The organism is Pseudoalteromonas sp. S1612 (genome assembly GCF_005887175.1).
Classification (GTDB): Bacteria; Pseudomonadota; Gammaproteobacteria; order Enterobacterales; family Alteromonadaceae; genus Pseudoalteromonas; species Pseudoalteromonas undina.
The window spans coordinates 40,453-62,004 of the sequence record NZ_PNDH01000021.1 but is presented as its reverse complement, the minus strand read 5'-3'; the positions used below and the strand labels follow the sequence as shown (position 1 = coordinate 62,004).

Genomic DNA, 21,552 nt, shown 5'->3' with positions numbered 1-21,552 from the left:
TGATAGGGTAATACGAATATTGCTTTAGAATCGATTTACTTAAAATACAGAAAACTTGATATAAAATAATGAATACACCAACGCACATTACAGTGACTAACCCACAGGTTAGTAATCAAACAACCGATTCGGGTAAAACTGCGTTACCAATACTGCCGCCTGAAGTACTAGCAGCAAAAAACATTCAGTTTTCTAAAGATTCAGTGACGCTTGATGTATTTATGAATAAGCATTGGCAAACAATTCGGCTCACTGTTAATGATGCACCGACAAATGTTGAAAAAATAGCAAGCGCTAACATACAGCTAAGTGCAGATGGTAAAAGCTTAACCATTATTCCTAACAACAGTACCTTATCAATTAAACAACCAGAACAGTTACAGCGGTTTTTAAACTTTATAAACACTCAAAGTGATATTCAAAACAACCCGCTATCGATACAAGTTACTTTAAAGCCAACGCCAAAACTGGTGATTGAAAAATTTAATGCCAGCATCGCCATTAATAAACAAATAGCGCAATTACTGGCCGAAGAACCCTTATTAAAAGGCATAATTGAGACTGATGGCAAAGGTACACGGCTAAATATCATTAATCGTTTTGCTGACATTGTACATTCTCAACCTTTAAGCCAGGCAAAACTAACACAATTAGTTGCTAACAATTTAGGTCATGCTCAGCTTCATGCAATGCCCAAGTTTGCGGTGCTAACTCCAAATACCGCAAAAAGCTCGTTAAATATTAGCTTAAGCCATCAACAGTTATCTGAACTACCCACAGCGCCGACTAAGGTAACTATTAGCAGTCAAGCAGATAAACTATTAATTAAAACCGCTTATCAAAATATAACCGTGGAGCTTAAAAACTCATTTAGCAAACCATTTAATGAGATGCTGTCACAGCAACCGCAAGTTGCTATCGATTCGCAAAAAATTAAGCCTCATCCACTTAGTACCGTTAATAGTCCAATTCAATCATGGCTAAAAAGCAGTTTTGCTGATTTTAAAACGCGTATTTTAGATGCAGTAAAACATTTTGAAAGCAAGCCATTTACCACTGCATTAAACGTATCTCAAAAACCAAATGTTGTTAATGAACAACAAAAATGGCTCACACCAACGCAAAAAATAGACATTACGCAATTAAAAAGCCCTTTAGGAACTGCCCCCCCTTTAGTGCAACTAACCCAGCAGCTAAAAACCAGTATCTCTTTATGGCAACAGCGGACGTTATCAACATCCGTAGACTTGCACCCTGTTGTTACCCAATCAGCACAAACAGCTAATCGCTCCTTAGCAGCCGTTAATCATTTACAACCGCTGGAAAAGCTATTATTAGCAACCGTTTTAAAGCAAACCGCAACCGCTCCAATAGAGCAAAAAGAAGCAAGCAAACACGTTCTAAGCAGCCAACTAAACACTATCGTAACTAAGGCGGCAGATCAGGGTACTGACTTAAACCGCTTGGTTAATCAAGCTTTTAACCGTATGTTGTCAGAAAGTAATTTACACCCGACCACCATACAACGTGAAATACTCAGCACTATAAAGCCGACGCAACTAACCAGTGACACTTTGCAGAGCTCGTTTAATCGAGGTGTAGAACAACTTTCATTAAGCATTTTAGCTGCACCGATTATTAACCAAAACCCAACTGCCGTTAGCATTAATAATCAAAGCGGTTTAGAGGCCCTACTTCAGGTTTTATTACCAAGCTTCAAGACCGGTAATAATACCAATAAGTTATTAGAACAGTTACAGCAACCACAAGTGCAAGCATTAGCAGGTGAATTAACACAAATTAAAAACACCTTAAGCCAAGTGCAAGCTCCCGTTTTGAGCCAGCAGCCTGACACTAACTCCTTAGTGCAGTTTTTATTGCCTATGAAACTGCCACCAGAGGCGGCACAAACAGAAATATCGTTAGGACAATATAAAAAGCCAAACAATGACAAATTAGCGGATAAAAACGTGTGGTTTGTAAGATTAAATTTTGATTATGCTGAACTAGGTAAGCTGCAAATAACCGCAGAGTTGATGGACAAAGCATTAGATTGTCAGTTATTAGCGTCCACTCAAGCTGTGAGCGCGTTGGCTCATCCACACCTTGATAATTTACGCTCAAAACTAGCAAAACAGGGCTTACAAGTCGGCGATCTTAATTTGAAACGCGCAGATGACAACCATCAAGCATTTTACCAATCCCATGCCATTATAAATATTAAGGTTTAGCCATGACGGATTCATTTAAAAACAATTCAGCAATTGGACTGCTCTACGAAACGGGTAATTCACCCACCGTAAGCGCTAAAGGGTTTGGAGAATTGGCGGATGAAATTATTGCCCTAGCTAAAGATAAAGGTATTTTAATCCATCAGGATGAAGCACTTGCAAATACACTTTCGAAATTAGAGCTTGGCGAAGAGATCCCTAAAGAGCTTTACTTTGTTATTGCTGAACTGATTGCTTTTTCATATGTGGTAAGAGGGAAATTCCCGCCCGGATGGCAGGACTTTCAAGGAAAGCTCAATATAAAAGCATGAGCCAATATGATAAAAACAAAAAAGGCGCTAAGCGCCTTTTTGTTTGTGTAAAGAAAATAACAGTTCTGCTTCAGCGCGGGGTAATTCACACTCGCGAATAACCTCATCTAAATCAGCTCCTAGCTCAACCATTTTTACCGCTCGAGAGTATATTTTAGCATCAGGGTCATCGTATTTTTGAGCAGCTTGTTGCTGTATCAGCTCTTGGTTTTGTTGTTCTACCTCAAGCACTCGTTTACCAATACTCATTAACCCAGTTCGTAACTCAGAGACTTCGCTACGTAAAATATTAATCTGCTCTGATGAATCTTTAAATTGCTGTAATTGTGCGCCAAGCTCATTCGCATAACGCTTTTTAAACATCACAATTAACAGCAGCGAGAATAGCCCAAATGCCAAACCCGCAATTGCAATACCAAGTAATAACATAATTTTATGTAGAGAAGCTTATATATCGCTTAACTCATCCCATTCGTCATCACTAAGTAGCTTGTTTAAATCAACTAGAATAAGCAGCTCATTATCGCGGTTGCATACACCTTGAATAAATTTGGCACTTTCTTCAGTACCTACATTTGGCGCACTGTCAATTTCAGAGCTACGTAAGTACACAACCTCAGAAACGCTATCGGCTAAAATACCAATCACTTGCTCTTCAGCTTCAATAATCAAAATACGTGAATTGTCGGTCGCTTCAATATCAGGTAATCCAAAGCGAGAGCGAGTATCAATAACGGTAACAACATTACCACGTAAGTTAATAATACCAATCACATAAGAAGGCGCACCTGGAACAGGAGCAATTTCGGTGTAACGCAGTATTTCTTGCACTTGCATTACATTCACGCCATAGGTTTCATCTTCTAACTTAAACGTAACCCACTGCAAAATTTCATCATTATTATCTGCATTTTTTTTAGCTGACAGTAATTTATCTTCACTCATGCTCTTACCTCGTAATGGTCATTACTTGTGACGGCTATCTAAGCCTTTCTCTAATAGTGCATTTAAATTATTAACATCTATTAAAGCACACATTTTTTCTTTAATTACTCCAGCAAGCCATGGGCGCTTACTGTTATTTGTACGCCATTTTACATCTTCTTTACTCAATGTAATGTTATTTATTAGTTTTTCTGCTAATAAACCCCACTTGCTATCACCTAAAGTGATTAGATATTGATAATTTAAAGACGCTTCTAACTGTTCATCGTATTTTTCGGGCATAACCCAGCGCGCGGTATCAACAACATTGAGCTTTTCTTCTCGATTGATCATGACACCTTTAAACCACTTAGGTTTACCAAATAAATGATTCACTTCTCCAAGCTCATGTATACCGCCTAACGCTTTTAATGGCACGGCTAAAGTGAGTCCTGCTACTTCAAAAAATAATGCCTGAAATTCACCATCAAAGTATTCAGCTTCATTACCAAGTGCTACATCATGTTCAGTTTCAAGCTGCTGCGCTTGGTGAGATTCTATTTCTACATTTGTTACCTGCTCATTGAGCTTTTCAACTTCAACAACCGGCTCGACTACAGGCTCAACCTGCAGTGATTGCTCTTTTTGCTCTTCATAAGCTACCTGCTCAAGCAATTTAGCAACAGGCTCAAGGTCTTTCGCTGGTGCGTCATCAGATAATAACGCCCCTAAATACTGAGTGACTACTTTTTCATTAGCAAATAATTGCTTACTCATTTATTAACCTTGTTTTATTAAATATTCAAGCAATGCTTTATAAGCATAGACTCCACGCGCATTAGGGCAAAAATCGATAGGCACTTTTTGCGCTAAACTCGCATCTCTAAATTTAGTATCAACAGGAATAACACCTGGCCATACTTTTTCTTTATACGTATCTTGTAATGTTTTATAGGCCTCAAGTGACGCTTTGGTACGCTTATCATACATAGTTGGAATTATAGTATATTCATAGCTTTTCGCTTGCGAGGTTTGCATTAACTCCATAGTCCGCATCATTCTATCAAGCCCCTTGAGCGCTAAGAACTCAGTTTGTACTGGCACCAACACTCTTTCACAAGCTGCTAGGGCATTGACCATAAGCACCCCTAGAACGGGCGGACAATCTAGAATTGCGTAATCGTAATACTCGCTAATTTTAGCCAATGTTTTTTTTAAAATCAGGCCCATCCCCGTTTTATTACCCATGCTACGGTCAAGTGTAGCAATCGCCATGGTGGCAGGTAAAATGTCAAGGTTTTCTATGGTTGAGGGACATAATGCTTGCAATATTTCTTCGCTTTTCATGCTCGATCCGCGAGTGAAAATATCGTAAACACTAACCTCTAAATCTTCAGAATCAATACCAAAGTAATAAGTTAATGATGCATGAGGATCGGTGTCAATCAGTAAAACTCGCTTACCTTGAAGCGCAAGGATCCCAGCAAGGCTAACCGCTGTAGTGGTTTTGCCTACCCCTCCTTTTTGATTGGCTACTGTCCAGATTTTCACATTACATCCTAATTACTGTTCATTACGCGTGGTAACACGAATGCCACCATGCTCTAAGCGAATTATTTTTATTGTATCGTCTTGAGTAGGCAGCTCAACTTCAGTTGGTTTAGATGCTTCAGAAACTTGCTGCTCAGTAGCCTCATTCGATGACTCTGAAACCAAGCCGTATTTAGAAAGCGCAATCACCACTTTGCGGTTTTCAGCCCGCCCAGCTTCGGTATCATTATCTGCAAAAGGTGAATATTGGCCATATCCCTCAATTGCCATGCGCGCAGATTGAATACCTAAGCGCTCTAATTCAACTAATATTGATGTTGCACGTGCCACCGACAACTCCCAATTAGAGCGAAATATTTCATTGCGAATGGTTTCGTTATCTGTGTATCCTCGCACTCTTATATAGTTATCGACAGGTGCAATTATTGCTTCAATCTTTTTTACAACTTCTTTGGCTTGATTATGCGCAACAGCACTTCCACTGGCAAACAACAGCCCTGAATTAAGCTCAATAACCAACCAATCTTGACTGAGCTCTAAACTTGCCTCGCCACTTCGTATTTCATCAATAAGTGACGATTGTAGCTTAACTAATAAACTATCGAGTGGCTTGCCTAAGTGACGTTGGCTGATATTACTATTGTCACTTTGGCCATCGAGCAATACCGGTCCTTGTTCTTGTTTTTGAATACTTTCGCCATATAAAACCTCAGCCTCTGGAGTCACTCTTTCAAGCAACAAAGCGTCGCCGTTAACCCCTTTACCTTGCTGAGAAAATTGTTTCGCTGACTTATCAAAAACATGCTCCAGGGAATCAGATAGTACTTGTATATTGTCTTCTTTGTTTATTGCAATGGCATACAATACAACAAAAAATGCGAACATAATGGTCATGTAATCTGCATAAGAAACTAGCCAACGCTCAGTGTGTTGGCTTTTAGTGTTTTGATGACGTAAGCGACGGCGCAACATAACCGCTAATGGGCCTGTAGAATAGGACGTTCGACGCGGTAAGCTTCAAGCTTTAATTCTATATTAATAGGGCTTTCACCTTGGCTAATGGCAATAACGCCTTCAGCTAGCATTTCATGGTAAAGCATTTTTTGCTCAACACGTTGCTTTAATTTGTTGGCCATGGGCAAAAATAGTAAATTAGCTAAACCTACACCATATATAGTAGCAATAAATGCCGTGGCAATGCCCGTTCCTAATTGCTCAGGATCATTAATAAACGACATAGCTTGAATCAATCCAAGCACAGCACCTAGGATACCGATAGTCGGGCTGTAGCCTCCCATCGCTTCATATACACGGCTAGCTTCAAGCAATCGTTCTCGTTCGAGTAATAAATCTATTTCAAGGGTATCGCGAAGCTTTTGATCTGAGCAACCATCGACTAATAAACTCAGTCCTTTAGTGGCATAGGGATCAGAGTGAGTAAGCGCTTCGTTTTCTAGCGCTAAGTAGCCTTCTTGGCGAGCTTTGTGCGACCAGCGCTTGACTTGCTCAATGGCATCTTCAATATTGTGGTCATCAGTAACAAAAACCCAATGAGTAATACTGAGCATCTTCTTAAAAGTATTGGCTGATGTTTGCAGCATCACCGCCCCCAATGTGCCACCTAATACAATAATTAGTGCTGGCCCATTAAACAGCGCAGATACCACACCTCCCTCTAAAGAATAACCGATTGCAATAGCACCTAATGCAACCAATAACCCTAAAATAGAAAGCTTATCCAAAGCCAACCTCTCTTTTTAAGCGCACCGCCACATCATGAAGGCCTATGCTTTCATTTGCTAACCCAGCACTAGCTACTGCTTGCGGCATACCATATACAACACAACTTTTCTCATCTTGAGCCCAAATTGTAGCGCCAGTTTGTTTAAGCATGCGAGCACCGTCACGACCATCTGCGCCCATACCAGTCAAAATAATGGCAAGTACATCGCCTTGATACGCTTTTGCTACACTAGCAAAGGTAATATCCACACTAGGCTTATAGCTAACTCGTTCATTTTTATCTTCAAATACGCGTAATGTTCTGTTTGAACCTCGCCCTTCTACCATCATTTGCTGACCGCCTGGCGCTAAATAAGCACAGCCTGGTTGCAGTCTATCGCCTTGCTGTGCTTCTTTTACTTTAATTTTACACAAGCTATCTAATCGGGTTGCAAACGCAGGTGTAAATGCTGCTGGCATGTGTTGTATGAGTAGTATTGGGTGTGGGAAATTAGCAGGTAACTGAGTCAATATAGTTTGTAGTGCAACCGGGCCACCTGTTGATGTGCCAATAGCAATTAATTGATATTGCTTACCACTAGCACGTGTTGATGCGCTACTAGAAGGCGTTGGGTTTGCGCTTTTAAAGCTACGATCAGGTTGCACTATAGGCTTATTAGCAAAGCGCTCAGAAGTGCTTGGCGCTGGTTTAATACTTGGAGCAGCAGGCGCTCTGGTAATTCTACCAATTCGCTGGCGGCCTATTTCTTTAACTTTATTTTGTAATAGCTTTATTGCGTCGTCGTTATTACGAGCAATATCTTCAAACTTTTTCGGTAAAAAGTCCATCGCGCCGGCATCAAGTGCATCTAAGGTGGCAGATGCGCCTGCGCGTGTTAACGAGGAGAACATTAAAATAGGAGTGGGGTTACTCGCCATGATCTCTTTGACCGCGCTAATACCATCAAGCACCGGCATTTCAACATCCATGGTGATCACGTCAGGTCGCAATTGAGCTGTTTTATCGACAGCTTCTCGACCATTTACAGCGAAACCTATAACTTCAATGCCGCTGTCTTGTTCAAGAATTTCACTCACTCTGCGGCGAAAAAAGCTTGAATCATCAACTACTAAAACTTTAACAGCCATTTCGCTCTCTTATTCAATGAATGGGTAGGCATAAAATATATGCCTACTTTTAATTATCCAGCGTAATGCTTTAACATACTTGGCACATCTAATATCAGTGCAATGCCACCATCAGAGGTGATTGTTGCACCTGCCATACCAGGCGTACCTTGAAGTAATGCGTCTAAAGGCTTAATTACCACTTCCTCTTGACCAATAAGCGAGTCAACAACGAAACCCACTTTTTGAGTTCCTATTTGTACAATAACCACATGACCTTGTGCTTTTCGCTGACCTCTATCGGCCCCTTTGATGAGCCAATGTTCAAGGTAGAATAATGGAATCGATTTTTTACGAACAATTATAGTAAGCTGACCATCAACCACATTGGTTTTTGTTAAATCTAAATGGAATATTTCACTTACACCCGCCAGCGGCAACGCAAAGGTTTGTTCGCCTACCACTACCATTAAGGTAGGCAGTATTGCCAGTGTCAGCGGTACTTTAATCTCTAAAGTAGTACCTACGCCCATCTCTGATTTAATATTCACTGAGCCATTGAGTTGAGTGATTTTTGTTTTAACCACATCCATACCAACGCCACGGCCAGAAATATCTGAGATCTCTTCTTTAGTTGAAAAACCAGGTGCAAAAATAAGGTTATACGCTTCAGTATCAGAAAGGCGACTCGCTTGATCGTGATCAAGCACCCCTTTACTAATCGCAATCTTTTTAAGCTTTTCAGCATCCATACCGGCACCATCATCTTGGATGGTAAGCAGGATATGGTCGCCTTGCTGAGACGCTGATAAAGTAACAGTACCGGTTCTAGGTTTACCCGATGCTTCACGAACATCTGGCATTTCAATGCCATGATCCACTGAGTTGCGCACTAAATGCACGAGTGGATCTGCCAATGCTTCCACTAAATTTTTATCTAAATCGGTGTCTTCACCAACAAGTAATAAATTAATATCTTTTTGCAGCGTTCGTGCTAAATCTCGTACTACACGGGGGAAACGGCCAAACACTTTTTTAATTGGCTGCATTCGTGTTTGCATTACCGCACCTTGGATATCAGCAGTCACTACATCTAAATTAGAAATAGCTTTACCCATAGCCTCGCTGTCAGAGTTTGTTGCCAAGCTTACCAAACGATTTCGCACAAGTACCAATTCACCAACCATGTTCATTATTTGGTCTAAACGTTTGGTATCAACACGTACTGTTGTCTCCGCCGGTGGAGGCGCTGCTTTTTTAGGCGGCGCTGCCTTAGCTGGCTGTGGAGAAGGTGCCGGCTTTGCAGGCTCTGCTTTTGGTACCGGTTTAGGCTCAGGTTTTGGCGCAGCAGGCGCAGGCTTGTTTGCGGCTACTGGCTCAGGTTTACTTTCTGGAGCCGATGTTTCTAACGATTTAGGTGCACCTTTGCCATGTAATTCATCTAGCAAAGCTTCAAATTCATCGTCACTTATTTCATCATCGCTCGCGCTTGAGTCGTTATTTTGTGAAGCCACAGGAGCCGATGGTGCTTGCTGTGGTGTGCTTGGGGCGTTTTGAGTGACTTCGCCAAAACTACCAACACCATGAAGCTCATCTAATAAGCTATCAAATTCATCGTCAGTTATATCGCCACTGACATCATTATCACTTGATGAGGACTGTTCTTCTTGTGGAGCTTGACCTTTACCATGTAACTCATCAAGTAAGCTTTCGAATTCATCTTCAGTTATTTCATCAATCTGAGAGTCTGAGCTACTGCTATCTGGGCCGCTAAATAATTCATCAAAAGCAAACGGATCTTCTTCCGCATCATTGCTTGGCTGCTCAGCTACAGGTTCAGGTTCTACCGAGGGAGTTTCAACAGGGGCTGTGTCTTCAACTACAGAATCGCCAGCAAGCTCTTCTGCCGTTGGTGGTTGTCCAAGTTTATGAAGGACTGCAAGTAACTCTGGATCAGCAGGTTCTGGTTGGTCACGATTTTTAATTGTGGCAAACATTTCATTAATGGTGTCGAGTGCTTGTAAAATTACATCCATTAATTCAGAGTTAACTGTTCTTACACCTTGGCGCAATAAATCAAACACGTTTTCAGCACCATGACATGCATCAACAAGCTCTGTCATTGCCAAAAAGCCGGCGCCACCTTTTACAGTGTGGAAACCACGAAATATTGCGTTTAGTAGTTCAGTATCATCTGGGTTGTTTTCCAGTTCTACTAACTGTTCAGATAAAAGCTCAAGGATTTCTCCGGCCTCTACTAAAAAGTCTTGTAAAATATCTTCATCGACTTCAAAGCTCATGCAGTACTCTCCTATTAGAAGCCCAAACTTGATAATAGATCATCAACTTCATCTTGATCAGATACAACATCATTACGCGATTCTTTATCAATAATAGGCCCTTCTGGGCCTGCTAGTGTTTGTGCAACAATGGAATCTTCTGTTTCTTCTGGTTGTTCGGTCAGTTGTGTTGGCTCAACTTCACCTTGTGCTGCAAATGCAGTTAACAAGTGGATTAAGCTTTCTTCAACTTCACGCACAAGTTCAATAACACGACGAATAACCTGACCAGTTAAATCTTGATAGTCTTGAGCCATCAATACATTGGTCATCAACATTTGCAACTCATCAGTTTTATGATGAGAGCTGTTCATAAACTTATCAATACTATGGCAAAGTGACTTAAACTCACCAAGCTCTATTTCGCGGTTCATTAAGCGATCCCACGTTGGCTTGATGTCAGCTATTTCGTCAGCAATTTCTTGTGCTAATGGTAAGCTTGCTTCAACCGCATCCATTGTTTTATTGGCTGCGTTTTCTGTCATTTCCATGACGTAGTTAAGGCGTTTTTTAGCGTCAGGGATGGCATCAGTGGTAATATCTGTTAAACGCGTGTCTAACTCGAAACTCTTTAAAGCTTCGTGCAGTTGACGCGTTAACTTACCCACCTCAGCAAATAGCTGTGATTGCTCTTGTGAAGCTGTTTCTAAAATTAACTGATTCGCTTTATCTTGCTCACCATTTTCTAAAAAAACCACTAACTGGCGAGCTTGTTCTAAAGTAATCTGAGGCGCAGCAGGTGCTGACATAAGCCTCTCCCTCTCATTAACCTAAGCGTTCGAACACTTTTTCTAATTTAGTTTTCAATGTACCTGCAGTAAATGGTTTAACAATGTAACCATTAACGCCAGCTTGGGCAGCAGCAATTATTTGTTCTTTTTTAGCTTCTGCTGTCACCATTAAAACAGGAATATGCTTTAATTTTTCATCAGCTCGAATTGCCCTCAAAAGATCAATACCTTGCATGCCTGGCATATTCCAATCTGTTACAACAAAATCAAACGCTTGATTTTGTAACATAGGTAAAGCAGTTGACCCGTCATCTGCTTCTTGAACATTGGTAAAACCTAAATCGCGCAACAGGTTTTTAATAATACGTCTCATCGTCGAAAAATCATCAACAACAAGAATTTTAATGTTTTTATCCAAAACATCCTCCAGTGAGGCCTGAACCTTTATTTACTTACTTCTAGTTTATCCAGTCATTGATTTTTGCTTTAAGCTTAATCATCGCCTGACCATGTATCTGACTTACACGCGACTCACTTACATCGAGTATATGCCCAATTTCTTTTAAATTCATTTCATCGTTATAGTACAAAGAAAGCACCATTGCATCTTTTTCCGGTAACGACTTTATCGCATTGAGTAAAGACTCATTAAACCGTTCATTTTTAACATTATTGAAAGGTTTGTCTAGTGCTAAATCTTGACCATGCGGTGTAATCACATCATCGTCAATACCAAGGTCTTCAATACCTAAAACTTTACTTACATTCACATCGTTTAAAATATGATGGTACTCATTTAACGAAATTTCAAGTTTTTCAGCAACTTCACTATCTTTGGGTTCACGGTTTAAACTACTTTCAAGAGCAACAATAGTCTCTGCTACTAAGCGGCTTTTTCTGTGAACCGAGCGTGGAACCCAATCACCTCGACGCATTTCATCTATCATTGCACCACGAATACGAATTCCCGCAAAGGTTTCAAAACTCGCACCTTTGCTTGCATCAAAGTTTTTTGAAGCTTCTATTAATCCGATCATACCTGATTGGATTAAATCATCTAGTTGCACACTGGCCGGTAAACGAGCAATTAAATGGCATGCCACTTTTTTGACTAATGAGGCATGCTTTTCAACAATCATATTTAAACTCTGTGTTGACTGATATCCCATAGCTCTATTCACCGGTATTGTCATTATTAGTTACTAACTAGCTTCTCAATAAAAAACTCTAAATGACCCGAGGCTTGACTAGGTGTTGGCCACTTAGTAATTTTTGTCGCCAGTGTTTTAAAAGCAATCGCTGCAGGAGATCCTGGAAAAACTTCAACTATCACTTTTTGGCGACGCGTTGATTTGCGCATATTCTCATCATAAGGAACTGTTGCAACAAGCTCCATTGATATATCTAAAAATCGGTCGGTTACTTTTGAAAGTTTAGCAAATAATTCCTGCCCTTCACGTAAGCTACGCACCATGTTGGCAACAATTTTAAATTTGTATACGCCGTGCTCACGGCTCAGTACTTTAATGAGCGCATAGGCATCGGTAATTGATGTTGGCTCATCACATACCACCACAACCACATCCTGTGCGGCACGAGAAAAGCTCAATACCATGTCAGAAATACCCGCAGCGGTATCAACAATTAAAATATCAAAATCAGTGTTAAGCTCGCTAAATGCACGAATAAGTCCAGCATGCTCTGAAGGAGATAACTCAACCATACTTTGCGAACCCGATGTTGCAGGTACTATTTTTATACCTGCAGGGCCTTCAACTAAAATATCTTCAAGTTCACACTCACCTGATAAAACATGAGATAAATTGCGCTCTACACGCAGTCCAAGCATAACGTCACAATTAGCTAACCCTAAATCAGCATCTAAAACCAGCACACGTTTGCCTTGTTGGCCTAGCGCGATTGCCGTATTAAGGGATACGTTTGTTTTACCTACTCCACCTTTGCCGCCGGTGACAGCGATAACTTTTACGCCGTTATTATTATTGTTGCTCATTTTGCGAAGGCCGCTTGCTTGATCTAAAACTGTGTTAATCATACATCTCTACTGTGCTCGACGCCACTGATTGGTGTCGTGATTGTTGTGCTTTTATTCTTTTTAAATACAATTGCTCAGCTTTTTTTACTAGTTTTTCGGCATTTGCCACTCTAATATCTTCTGGTACTCGCTGACCGTTAGTAAGATACCCTATTGGGAGACGATTTTGAATCGCAATACTAATAATCTCACCTAAACTCAATGACTCATCTAACTTAGTAAAAATACATCCACTAAGCTGTACTTTTTTAAAATGCCTTACTGTTTCTTGTAATACATTAATTTGTGCTGTAGCACTTAATACTAAATAACTACGTATATCTACACGCTGATTACGCATCAAGGTATTAAGCTGCTCAGTTAAACGCAAATCTCGCTGACTCATTCCTGCTGTATCAATTAAGACTAGACGTTTATTTCGTAAATGGTATAAAACTTCTGCTAATTCATTTGCATCTTTAACTTGTTTAACGCCACAGCCAATAATTCGACCATAGGTTGCTAGCTGCTCATACGCACCAATACGGTAGGTATCAGTAGTAATAAGTGCGACTTTATCAGCACCATATTTTTGCGCACCTAATGCAGCTAATTTTGCAACTGTGGTGGTTTTACCTACCCCTGTTGGGCCTACTAGCGCATAAACACCACCTTGGCGAAGAATTTCGTTGTTAGTGGTTTGCATTTGATCTTCAACCATATTCAATAAGGCTTTCCAACCTTGTTGGCGAGATACATCGTCGGGTACAAAGCATGCCATTTGCTCAGCAACGTCTTTATCTATTCCCATACCCACTAAACGGTCAATCATACATGCACGGGTTGGATCGCGACGTGCCATATCTTGTTGCATTAAACCTGACACTTGATGTTCTAGTAATTGACGAATTGCGTTCATTTCTTCGCGCATAGTGCTTATATCACTCGACTCGTTTTGCATCGTTTGCTGACGAGGTGCACTCGGTGAGTCTAAATCGTCAAAACCACTGTCTAAATCATCAAAACCCAAGCTATCAGCTTGAGTACGAGGACGTGCAGGTGCGCTTGGTTCACGCTCAAACATATTTTTAGGTCGAGATTGCACAGCTTCTTGTTCTTGATAATGACCAGAGGTATCAATGCCTGATTGTGAAAACATTGACGCAAGCTCTGCTGAACGAGGACGGGGAGATTGACGTTCTAATAAAGCTTGTAAACTATCAGCTACCTTTGCTTGTGGCTTAGGTTGAGCACGTTGTGGCTCTGGTTTTACAAAATTATGTGAGCTCTGGGTATGTGCAAATGAAGCGCTTTCAGCTGGCTGGCTTTGAGGCTGCTCTGGCGCTTTTGCTGCGGCTTTGTCGTAATCAACAGCAGCAACAATTTCAACGCCATTAGCTAGTTTCTTATTTGACATAATAACCGCATCAACACCGAGCTCTTCTTTTACTTCTTTTAGTGCGGTGCGCATGTCTTTAGCAAAAAAACGTTTAATTTTCATAATTCAAACCCCTTTAAAATCTTATTGTTGGCCTACAGAGCTGACAATCTTGATCTGTCTTTCATCTGGTATCTCTTGATAAGACATCACTCGCAATCCTGGAATGGTGTATTTAACAAATCGAGATAACACAGTGCGTAACATTCCTGACGTTAGCAATATTGAAGGTTCACCGGCCATTTCTTGATTTTGATGCGCTTCATTCAATGATGTTTGAAGTCTATCAGCAAGTCCTGGTTCTATTCCGGCACCTTCATCACCTGCATTTTGAAGTGACTGATGCAACATCTGTTCCAACTCAGGCGCCAAGGTTATGACAGGGATTTCAGAAGACATACCAACAGCATCTTGAACGATTAATCTACGCAACGATATTCTCACTGCAGCCGTTAATACATCAGGGTCTTGGCTACGAGGGCCATACTCAACAAGGGTTTGAACAATTGAGCGCATATCTCGTATTGCTACCCCTTCATTTAATAAGTTTTGTAGTACTTTAACGATGGTGGTCAGCGGTAATACCTCAGGTACTAGCCCTTCAACTAAGCGAGGGTGACTTTTACCTAACATATCTAATAAGTTTTGTACTTCTTCGTGGCCAAGCAATAATGCGGCGCTATTGGTGAGTAACTGGCTAATATGAGTGGCCACAACGGTTGCTGAATCAACTACGGTATAACCTAAAGATTGCGCTTCATCTTTTTGATCGGGTTTTATCCATACCGCATCTAAACCAAATGCAGGGTCTGTAGTTTCAATGCCTTTGAGCGGGCCAAACACTTGGCCAGGGTTAATTGCTAGTTCATCGCCGTGTTTAAGCTCTCCCTCACCACTTGATACACCCATCATGGTGATGCGATACGCATTTGGATCAAGTTCAAGGTTGTCGCGAATATGTACAGGCGGTACTAAAAAGCCCAGCTCTTGAGATAGTTTTTTACGCACCCCTTTAATGCGGTTTAACAGCTCACCACCTTGTGATTGGTCAACCAAAGGAATTAATCGATAACCTACTTCTAAGCCAATAACATCAACTTGCTGTACATCATCCCAACCCAGTTCTTTTTGTTCTTGTTTAGCCGCAATCCCGGTACCTGAGGCTGCATTTTCAGCTTCTTCGGCCTCAGCAGCCGCCAATTTAAGTTTGTTTTGCTGGGTGTAGTATGCAAGGTAACCTAAAAGCGCCCCTAAGCTTAAAAATGCAATATGCGGCATACCTGGGACTAAACCCATAGTAATGAGGATACCAGAGGCAATAAATAATGATTTTTCGTTTCCTAGCTGCTGCTTAAACTGATCGCCCATATTGTGCGACTCATTTTGACGCGTTACAACAATCGCAGTACCAATTGAAAGTAGTAATGAAGGTAATTGCGCGACTAAGCCATCACCAATGGTCAATAGTGTGTACACTTCCATAGCGCGTGAAAAGCTCAAGTCATGCTGGATCATGCCAACAAATAAACCACCTACAATATTGATCACTAAAATGACGATACCCGCGATAGCATCGCCTTTTACAAATTTACTGGCACCATCCATAGAACCATAAAAGTCGGCTTCACGGGTTACTTCATCACGACGCTCTCTGGCTTGCTCTGCACTAATAAAGCCAGCATTCATATCTGCATCAATCGCCATTTGCTTACCCGGCATGGCATCAAGGGTAAAGCGTGCTGACACTTCAGAAATACGCCCTGCACCTTTGGTAATTACCACAAAGTTTATGATAATTAGAATCAAAAATACCACTAAACCCACGGCGTAGTTACCACCAATCACCACCGAGCCAAATGCTTCAATTACCTTACCAGCGGCATCACCACCATTATGACCCTCAAGAAGTACCACCCGAGTACTGGCTACGTTAAGTGCTAAACGCATGATCGTAGCGATTAACAACACCGCTGGAAACATGCCAAACTCAAGCGGCTTCATGGTATATACGGTGACCAGTAATACAACTAATGCGAGCGCGATATTAAACGAAAATAATATATCAAGCAGAAATGGAGGCAGTGGTAATATAACCATGCCAAGCGCAGCTAAGACTAAAAGCGGTGTACCAACGCCTTTTGCATATTCTTTTTTATCTTTATTAAGTTGTTGTAATACCGCTTTAAATTCCATAACTCTACAATTTCAAAAAATTGACACTACGCTGAAATTGCAATAACTATTCCAAGTTAGTTGGTTAGCGGTTAATACTTAAATTCATCAGGGATTGGCAGCTTTTTATTAAGCGCGACAGGGCGTTTTCCACGGCCTTTTTTAAACCGTTTAAGTTGAAATACATAGGCAAGCACTTGGGCAACTGCAGTAAAGAGCTGATCGGGAATTTGATCCCCTACTTCAGCGGTATGATAAAGCGCTCGCGTTAAGGTAGGCGACTCAACAATGGGTACTTCATTACCCAAAGCAATTTTACGAATTTGCATAGCGAGTTCGTCAACGCCTTTGGCTAATACAATAGGCGCGCCTGCTCGCTCTGTATCGTATTTTAAAGCTACGGAATAGTGAGTAGGGTTGGTAACAATAACATCGGCGTCTGGCACATCCTGCATCATTCTCTTTTGCGACATTTGACGTTGGGTTTGCCTTATGCGCGCTTTAATCTGCGGATCACCTTCAGAGTTTTTATATTCGTCTTTTACCTCTTGCATAGTCATTTTAAGCTGTTTGTTATGACTATAGCTTTGAAATGGGGCGTCAATAGCAGCAATAATAATTAAGGTGCAAGACATGCCTAAAAACATCCACGCTAAAATTTCCAAAGCATGAACAATATTGCCAGGCGCACTTTCTATACTTAAATGTAAGATTTCATCAAAAAACGTATTAATTAAAAAAATAGCAAATGCGGCTACTAAGCCAAACTTTAATAATGACTTAAGCAATTCTATAGCCGCTTGTGGACCAAACATGCGGGTAAAGCCTTTCATTGGCGACATTTTACTGGCTTTGGGCGCAGCTGCTTGCCAACTAAAATTAAAGCCGCCAAGCATGGTATTACCGATAAATGCAGCCAATACAATAATGAGTACAAACATCGACATAGGAAATAACAGTACGTCGGCCACCTCTCCCCATACGGCAAACATTTTGGTGGTGTCGTAGGTTTCATTGCGGTTAAGACTCAGCATTCTTCCCATAATGCGGTACAAGCCTTTGCCAATTTCAGGCCCATACATTAATAAGGAAATAGCAGAAAAAATAAGCACAAACATGGTACCTAACTCTTTAGAACGCGCTATTTGGCCTTTCTTTTTGGCATCATCAACTTTTTTGGGCGTGGGTTCTTCGGTTTTTTCTTGTCCTGAATCTTCAGCCATTACGCTCTCCTAAGGGGAACAACCAACTAGAGTACACATTAGCTCAACCATTTTTAGCCATTGGAACTCAAATTGAGTGATAAAGTTACCGAGGGTAGCCCAAATAATAACGAGCCCTGCCACTAAGGTAAACGGAAAGCCTATAGAGAAGATATTTAACTGTGGGGCAGCACGGGTCATGATGCCAAATGACATATTAATTACAAGCATGGCCGTTAATGGCGCTAACGAAAGCACTAGTGCAGTGGTAAACATCCAACCACCCCATGTCACTATGTCCCAATAATGATCAACCGCCCACCAATTACCATCAATTGGCAATACCTGAAAACTATGTACCACCATTTGAATCATCATTAAATGGCCATTAAATACAAAAAATAACAAGGTAGCTAAAATGAGGTAGAACTGCCCTACAGCAGGTACACTCATTCCATTTGAGGGGTCAACAACAGACGCAAAACCTAAACCAGTTTGCATAGCAAGGATTTGCCCGGCTAACACAAATGTATTGAGCAGTAGTGTGGATGCAAAACCAATCGCAACGCCAATCAGCATTTGTTGTAGCACCACTAAAACCATTTCAAAAGAAAATAAATTAGTAAATGTAGCTGGAGGTAGAACAGGCACAACTAAAAATGTGACTACAACAGCCAAGCCCATTTTAATTCGAGAAGGGACGTTTTTGGCGCCAATACCCGCCATTATCATGATCATTGAGCTAATACGCACCAAGGGCAGTAAAAAATCACTTAACCATTGAATAACAACGGAAAATGGGAACTCCATCGTTAACCTGCTATTTCGGGTATAAGAAGCACTAAGCGATTAAAAAAATCCATCAGCTCTTGAGTAAACCAATGTCCACCCACTATTTACGCACTAATAGTAATTAATAGACGCGGTAAAAAGCTCAGTGTTTGTTCATTAATTGAGGTTGCCGCCTGAAATACTGCCACTACTAAACCAATAATTAAACCAGGTACCACAATAGCAGACACCAGCTTAATCACTAAAAACAGGGCTCCACTTAAAATATCAACAAATACTTCAGGTTCCATGGGCGACTCCTAGAGTGATTGGTTCAAAGTAGAAAGCACCACTATGTGCCCAACCCAAAGCTTTTAGCGAGCGTACCCATCACCAAGCTCCAACCATCAACCAATACAAACAACATAATCTTAAACGGTAGCGATACAATCATGGGGGATAGCATCATCATACCCATGGCCATCAACACCGATGCAACCACCAAATCGACAATCAAAAAGGGGATGAAGAACATAAAACCGATAATAAAGGCTGTTTGTAGCTCACTGGTCACAAACGCCGGAATAAGCACGATCAATGGCGTTGCTTCGGGTGAATCAAGCTGATCGTACCCAGCTATTTTTGCAAAGGTTTCTAAGTCTTTTAATCGTACTTGAGAAAGCATAAAAGCTTTCATTGGCTCTTTAGCTAAATCGAGTGCTTCTAGTGATGTTACCTGTTCACTTAAGTACGGTTCGATTGCGCGTTCGTTTATTTGCTCATAAATAGGCGCCATAATAAAAATACTTAAAAACAGCGACATACCTAGTAATACTTGATTAGAAGGCGTTTGTTGTAAACCAATCGCTTGGCGCAAAATAGCTAAAACAACAATAATTCGAGTGAACGAGGTCATCATGATAATGGCTGCTGGAATAAAGCTCATAGCCGTCATGATCGCTAACACTTGTAGCGTCACTGAATAGTCTTGCGTGCCATCTGCATTACTTGTGATCGTAAGCGCGTCTATTCCTTCAGCACTGACTCCTGGTACGAATACCATAGCAAATATGAAAAGCAGCCATTTAGTCATGATATTAGTTCTTTTTATTTTGATTAAGTTGCGGATTCAACATTTTGCCAAAACGCTTAGCTAATTCTGGTAACTCTTTTTCTGTCAGGGGAGTTTCTAGCTTGTGTAAATAATTAATGCTATGTGGAGTTACACCTAATAGGTGCTGTGCATTATCTATCTCGACTACCATTAATCGCTCGCGTGAGCCTAAAGGAAGACTGCGGATCACTTTGAATTCATCGTTATTGGTTAAATTTGGATTAAGCTTTTTAACAAAAAAAGCCAACACTAAAATTAACACTACCACCACACCTAACGACATAACCATTGAAATAATGTCTGTGGTGGGTGTTGCAGCATCGGTAGCTGCAAACACTGAATTGCTTAAACCAAGTAATGCTATCATCGTAATTTTTTGATCCGTTCAACCTGACTAATTACATCCGTTAAGCGAATACCAAACTTATCGTTCACCACAACCACTTCACCATGTGCTATCAATGTACCGTTAACTAATACATCTAGCGGCTCACCAGCAACCCTATCAAGTTCAACAACTGAACCTTGGTTAAGTTGTAATAAGTTACGAATATTAATTTTAGAACGCCCTACTTCCATCGAAATAGTAACGGGAATATCTAAAATAGTGTCGAGTTTACGTTTTTCTTCACCGCTGAGCTCATGCTTTGAATCATCCAGCTCATCAAGCTCGGTTACTTTAACCTCTGCACTATCATCGTCAGTTCCCTCAGCCTCAGCAAGTGCTGCTGCCCATTCGTCCATCGTATCTTGATCATCGCTCATACTTTTAACCTTTTAATCAATTACCAGTCTAAGTCTACACCGTTTGAAAGGTGTAAATCATCTTCTAGTTCTGCTAATTCTGCATCTGAATCAATTTTTTTGCCGCCTTTAGTAAAGACATGCAGCTCAGATTTAACTGAATCAGGGCGTTTAATTTTTTCACTAATTTGTAGCGCAACATTATCGCGTGAGCGACCCATTTTAGCTCTAAATGTTGGTAACTCTTCAACAAACACAGTAATATGCTCTGGCATTTCAACAGGAATGATATCCCCCGCCTTAAGCTCCATAATTTGTTTTAAGCTTAAATCAACTTCAAGTAGTTGAGTCGACAAATCGACTTCTACATCCATTATTTCGTCGCGAAGTGCCTTGCTCCAACGTAAATCGGTATCTTCAGTATCAGACTGAACACCTGCATCCAGTAGCTCTCGTATAGGTTCGAGCATTGAGTAAGGCAGCGCAATATGAAAGTCACCACCGCCGCCATCAAGCTCAATATGAAAAGAGCTAATAACCACCACTTCGGTTGGGCTAACAATGTTAGCCATGGCGGGATTCACCTCAGAATCGAGATACTCAAACGACACATCCATAACCGGCGCCCATGCTTCTTTGTAATCTTCAAAGATTATTTTTAGCAGCATTTGCACGATACGGCGCTCTGTTGGGGTAAATTCACGCCCTTCAATTTTGGCATGATAACGACCATCGCCACCAAAGAAATTATCTACCAGTATAAAGACTAATCGCGCCTCCATGGTAATTAGGCCAGTGCCTTTTAGTGGGCGAAAACGCACCATATTCAAACTGGTTGGTACAAATAAGGTATGAATATACTCACCAAATTTGATCATTTGCACGCCGTTAATTGACACCTCAGCGGTGCGGCGCATCATGTTAAAAAGGCTAATTCGCATATGGCGCGCAAATCGCTCATTAACAATTTCAAGTGTCGGCATGCGACCACGCACGATGCGATCTTGCGAAGAGAAGTCATACTGTAGCGTACTTCCCTCACCGTCTTCACCGTCGTGTATATCTTCCTCTTCGACCTCATCAACACCGTGTAATAGCGCATCAATTTCGTCTTGGGATAATAAATCGCTCACACTGAC

General features: G+C 41.0%; 22 protein-coding genes and 1 pseudogene. 2 read left to right on the top strand and 21 right to left on the bottom strand.

Going from position 1 to position 21,552, the window contains the following annotated elements; genetic code table 11:
* Positions 1-68 precede the first annotated feature (68 nt).
* Together fliK and CWB78_RS09035 are read left to right on the top strand one after the other, a co-directional pair.
* Positions 69-2,231, top strand: coding sequence for a flagellar hook-length control protein FliK (gene fliK / locus CWB78_RS09040; protein ID WP_138595138.1), 2,163 nt, complete (start codon positions 69-71; stop codon positions 2,229-2,231).
* 2 nt (positions 2,232-2,233) lie between these two features.
* A complete protein-coding gene (locus tag CWB78_RS09035; protein WP_054201705.1) occupies positions 2,234-2,542 on the top strand; it encodes an EscU/YscU/HrcU family type III secretion system export apparatus switch protein in 309 nt (102 codons plus the stop codon).
* A gap of 27 nt (positions 2,543-2,569) precedes the next feature.
* On the opposite strand, the gene CWB78_RS09030 is transcribed toward CWB78_RS09035, so the two are convergent.
* The 21 genes and pseudogenes from CWB78_RS09030 to fliM form a co-directional block, all read right to left on the bottom strand.
* Complete coding sequence (locus CWB78_RS09030) at positions 2,570-2,971, bottom strand: DUF2802 domain-containing protein (RefSeq protein WP_054201706.1); 402 nt, start codon at positions 2,969-2,971, stop codon at positions 2,570-2,572.
* An 18-nt stretch (positions 2,972-2,989) separates the two neighbouring features.
* Entirely contained in the window at positions 2,990-3,487 is a 498-nt protein-coding gene (locus CWB78_RS09025; RefSeq protein ID WP_008112225.1) for a chemotaxis protein CheW, read from the bottom strand.
* A gap of 21 nt (positions 3,488-3,508) precedes the next feature.
* Complete coding sequence (locus CWB78_RS09020; protein WP_138570494.1) at positions 3,509-4,243, bottom strand: CheW domain-containing protein; 735 nt, start codon at positions 4,241-4,243, stop codon at positions 3,509-3,511.
* A gap of 3 nt (positions 4,244-4,246) precedes the next feature.
* Positions 4,247-5,017, bottom strand: a complete 771-nt coding sequence (locus CWB78_RS09015; RefSeq protein ID WP_055013038.1) for a ParA family protein — start codon at positions 5,015-5,017, stop codon at positions 4,247-4,249.
* A 12-nt stretch (positions 5,018-5,029) separates the two neighbouring features.
* The gene (locus CWB78_RS09010) at positions 5,030-5,989 is read right to left on the bottom strand and encodes a flagellar motor protein MotB (protein WP_138595136.1); all 960 of its coding nucleotides are present in this window, start codon (positions 5,987-5,989) and stop codon (positions 5,030-5,032) included.
* Positions 5,990-5,994: 5 nt separating this feature from the next.
* Positions 5,995-6,759: a flagellar motor protein gene (locus CWB78_RS09005; RefSeq protein WP_054201710.1), complete on the bottom strand. Its 765-nt coding sequence runs from the start codon at positions 6,757-6,759 to the stop codon at positions 5,995-5,997.
* A complete protein-coding gene (locus CWB78_RS09000) occupies positions 6,752-7,888 on the bottom strand; it encodes a protein-glutamate methylesterase/protein-glutamine glutaminase (RefSeq protein ID WP_054201711.1) in 1,137 nt (378 codons plus the stop codon). The genes CWB78_RS09005 and CWB78_RS09000 overlap by 8 nt, the downstream gene beginning before the upstream one ends.
* A gap of 53 nt (positions 7,889-7,941) precedes the next feature.
* Positions 7,942-10,167 carry a chemotaxis protein CheA gene (locus tag CWB78_RS08995; RefSeq protein WP_054201712.1) on the bottom strand — a complete coding sequence of 742 codons (2,226 nt, stop codon included), beginning with the start codon at positions 10,165-10,167 and terminating at the stop codon, positions 7,942-7,944.
* Positions 10,168-10,181: 14 nt separating this feature from the next.
* Positions 10,182-10,955 carry a protein phosphatase CheZ gene (locus CWB78_RS08990; RefSeq protein WP_075169677.1) on the bottom strand — a complete coding sequence of 258 codons (774 nt, stop codon included), beginning with the start codon at positions 10,953-10,955 and terminating at the stop codon, positions 10,182-10,184.
* A 16-nt stretch (positions 10,956-10,971) separates the two neighbouring features.
* A complete protein-coding gene (cheY, locus tag CWB78_RS08985) occupies positions 10,972-11,355 on the bottom strand; it encodes a chemotaxis response regulator CheY (RefSeq protein WP_008112210.1) in 384 nt (127 codons plus the stop codon).
* A gap of 40 nt (positions 11,356-11,395) precedes the next feature.
* Positions 11,396-12,106: an RNA polymerase sigma factor FliA gene (locus CWB78_RS08980; protein WP_054201714.1), complete on the bottom strand. Its 711-nt coding sequence runs from the start codon at positions 12,104-12,106 to the stop codon at positions 11,396-11,398.
* Between the two features lie 26 nt (positions 12,107-12,132).
* Positions 12,133-12,993: a MinD/ParA family ATP-binding protein gene (locus CWB78_RS08975; protein ID WP_054201715.1), complete on the bottom strand. Its 861-nt coding sequence runs from the start codon at positions 12,991-12,993 to the stop codon at positions 12,133-12,135.
* Positions 12,986-14,473 (bottom strand): flagellar biosynthesis GTPase FlhF, encoded by a 1,488-nt coding sequence (gene flhF, locus CWB78_RS08970; RefSeq protein ID WP_075169678.1) that lies wholly within the window; start codon positions 14,471-14,473, stop codon positions 12,986-12,988. The genes CWB78_RS08975 and flhF overlap by 8 nt, the downstream gene beginning before the upstream one ends.
* Before the next feature lie 21 nt (positions 14,474-14,494).
* Positions 14,495-16,603, bottom strand: a complete 2,109-nt coding sequence (gene flhA / locus CWB78_RS08965; RefSeq protein WP_010387925.1) for a flagellar biosynthesis protein FlhA — start codon at positions 16,601-16,603, stop codon at positions 14,495-14,497.
* A 71-nt stretch (positions 16,604-16,674) separates the two neighbouring features.
* The gene (gene flhB, locus CWB78_RS08960) at positions 16,675-17,805 is read right to left on the bottom strand and encodes a flagellar biosynthesis protein FlhB (RefSeq protein ID WP_138595134.1); all 1,131 of its coding nucleotides are present in this window, start codon (positions 17,803-17,805) and stop codon (positions 16,675-16,677) included.
* Positions 17,806-17,814: 9 nt separating this feature from the next.
* Positions 17,815-18,594: a flagellar biosynthetic protein FliR gene (fliR, locus tag CWB78_RS08955; protein ID WP_010387923.1), complete on the bottom strand. Its 780-nt coding sequence runs from the start codon at positions 18,592-18,594 to the stop codon at positions 17,815-17,817.
* Positions 18,595-18,596: 2 nt separating this feature from the next.
* Positions 18,597-18,866 (bottom strand): annotated as a pseudogene (locus CWB78_RS08950) (flagellar biosynthetic protein FliQ).
* A gap of 41 nt (positions 18,867-18,907) precedes the next feature.
* On the bottom strand, positions 18,908-19,648 hold the full coding sequence (gene fliP, locus CWB78_RS08945) for a flagellar type III secretion system pore protein FliP (protein ID WP_010387920.1): 741 nt from the start codon (positions 19,646-19,648) through the stop codon (positions 18,908-18,910).
* Between the two features lie 4 nt (positions 19,649-19,652).
* Positions 19,653-20,036, bottom strand: coding sequence for a flagellar biosynthetic protein FliO (fliO, locus tag CWB78_RS08940; protein ID WP_010387917.1), 384 nt, complete (start codon positions 20,034-20,036; stop codon positions 19,653-19,655).
* Positions 20,033-20,434: a flagellar motor switch protein FliN gene (gene fliN / locus CWB78_RS08935; protein WP_010387913.1), complete on the bottom strand. Its 402-nt coding sequence runs from the start codon at positions 20,432-20,434 to the stop codon at positions 20,033-20,035. Before fliN ends, fliO begins: the two co-directional genes overlap by 4 nt.
* Positions 20,435-20,454: 20 nt before the next feature.
* On the bottom strand, positions 20,455-21,546 hold the full coding sequence (gene fliM / locus CWB78_RS08930; protein WP_010387912.1) for a flagellar motor switch protein FliM: 1,092 nt from the start codon (positions 21,544-21,546) through the stop codon (positions 20,455-20,457).
* Positions 21,547-21,552 lie beyond the last annotated feature (6 nt).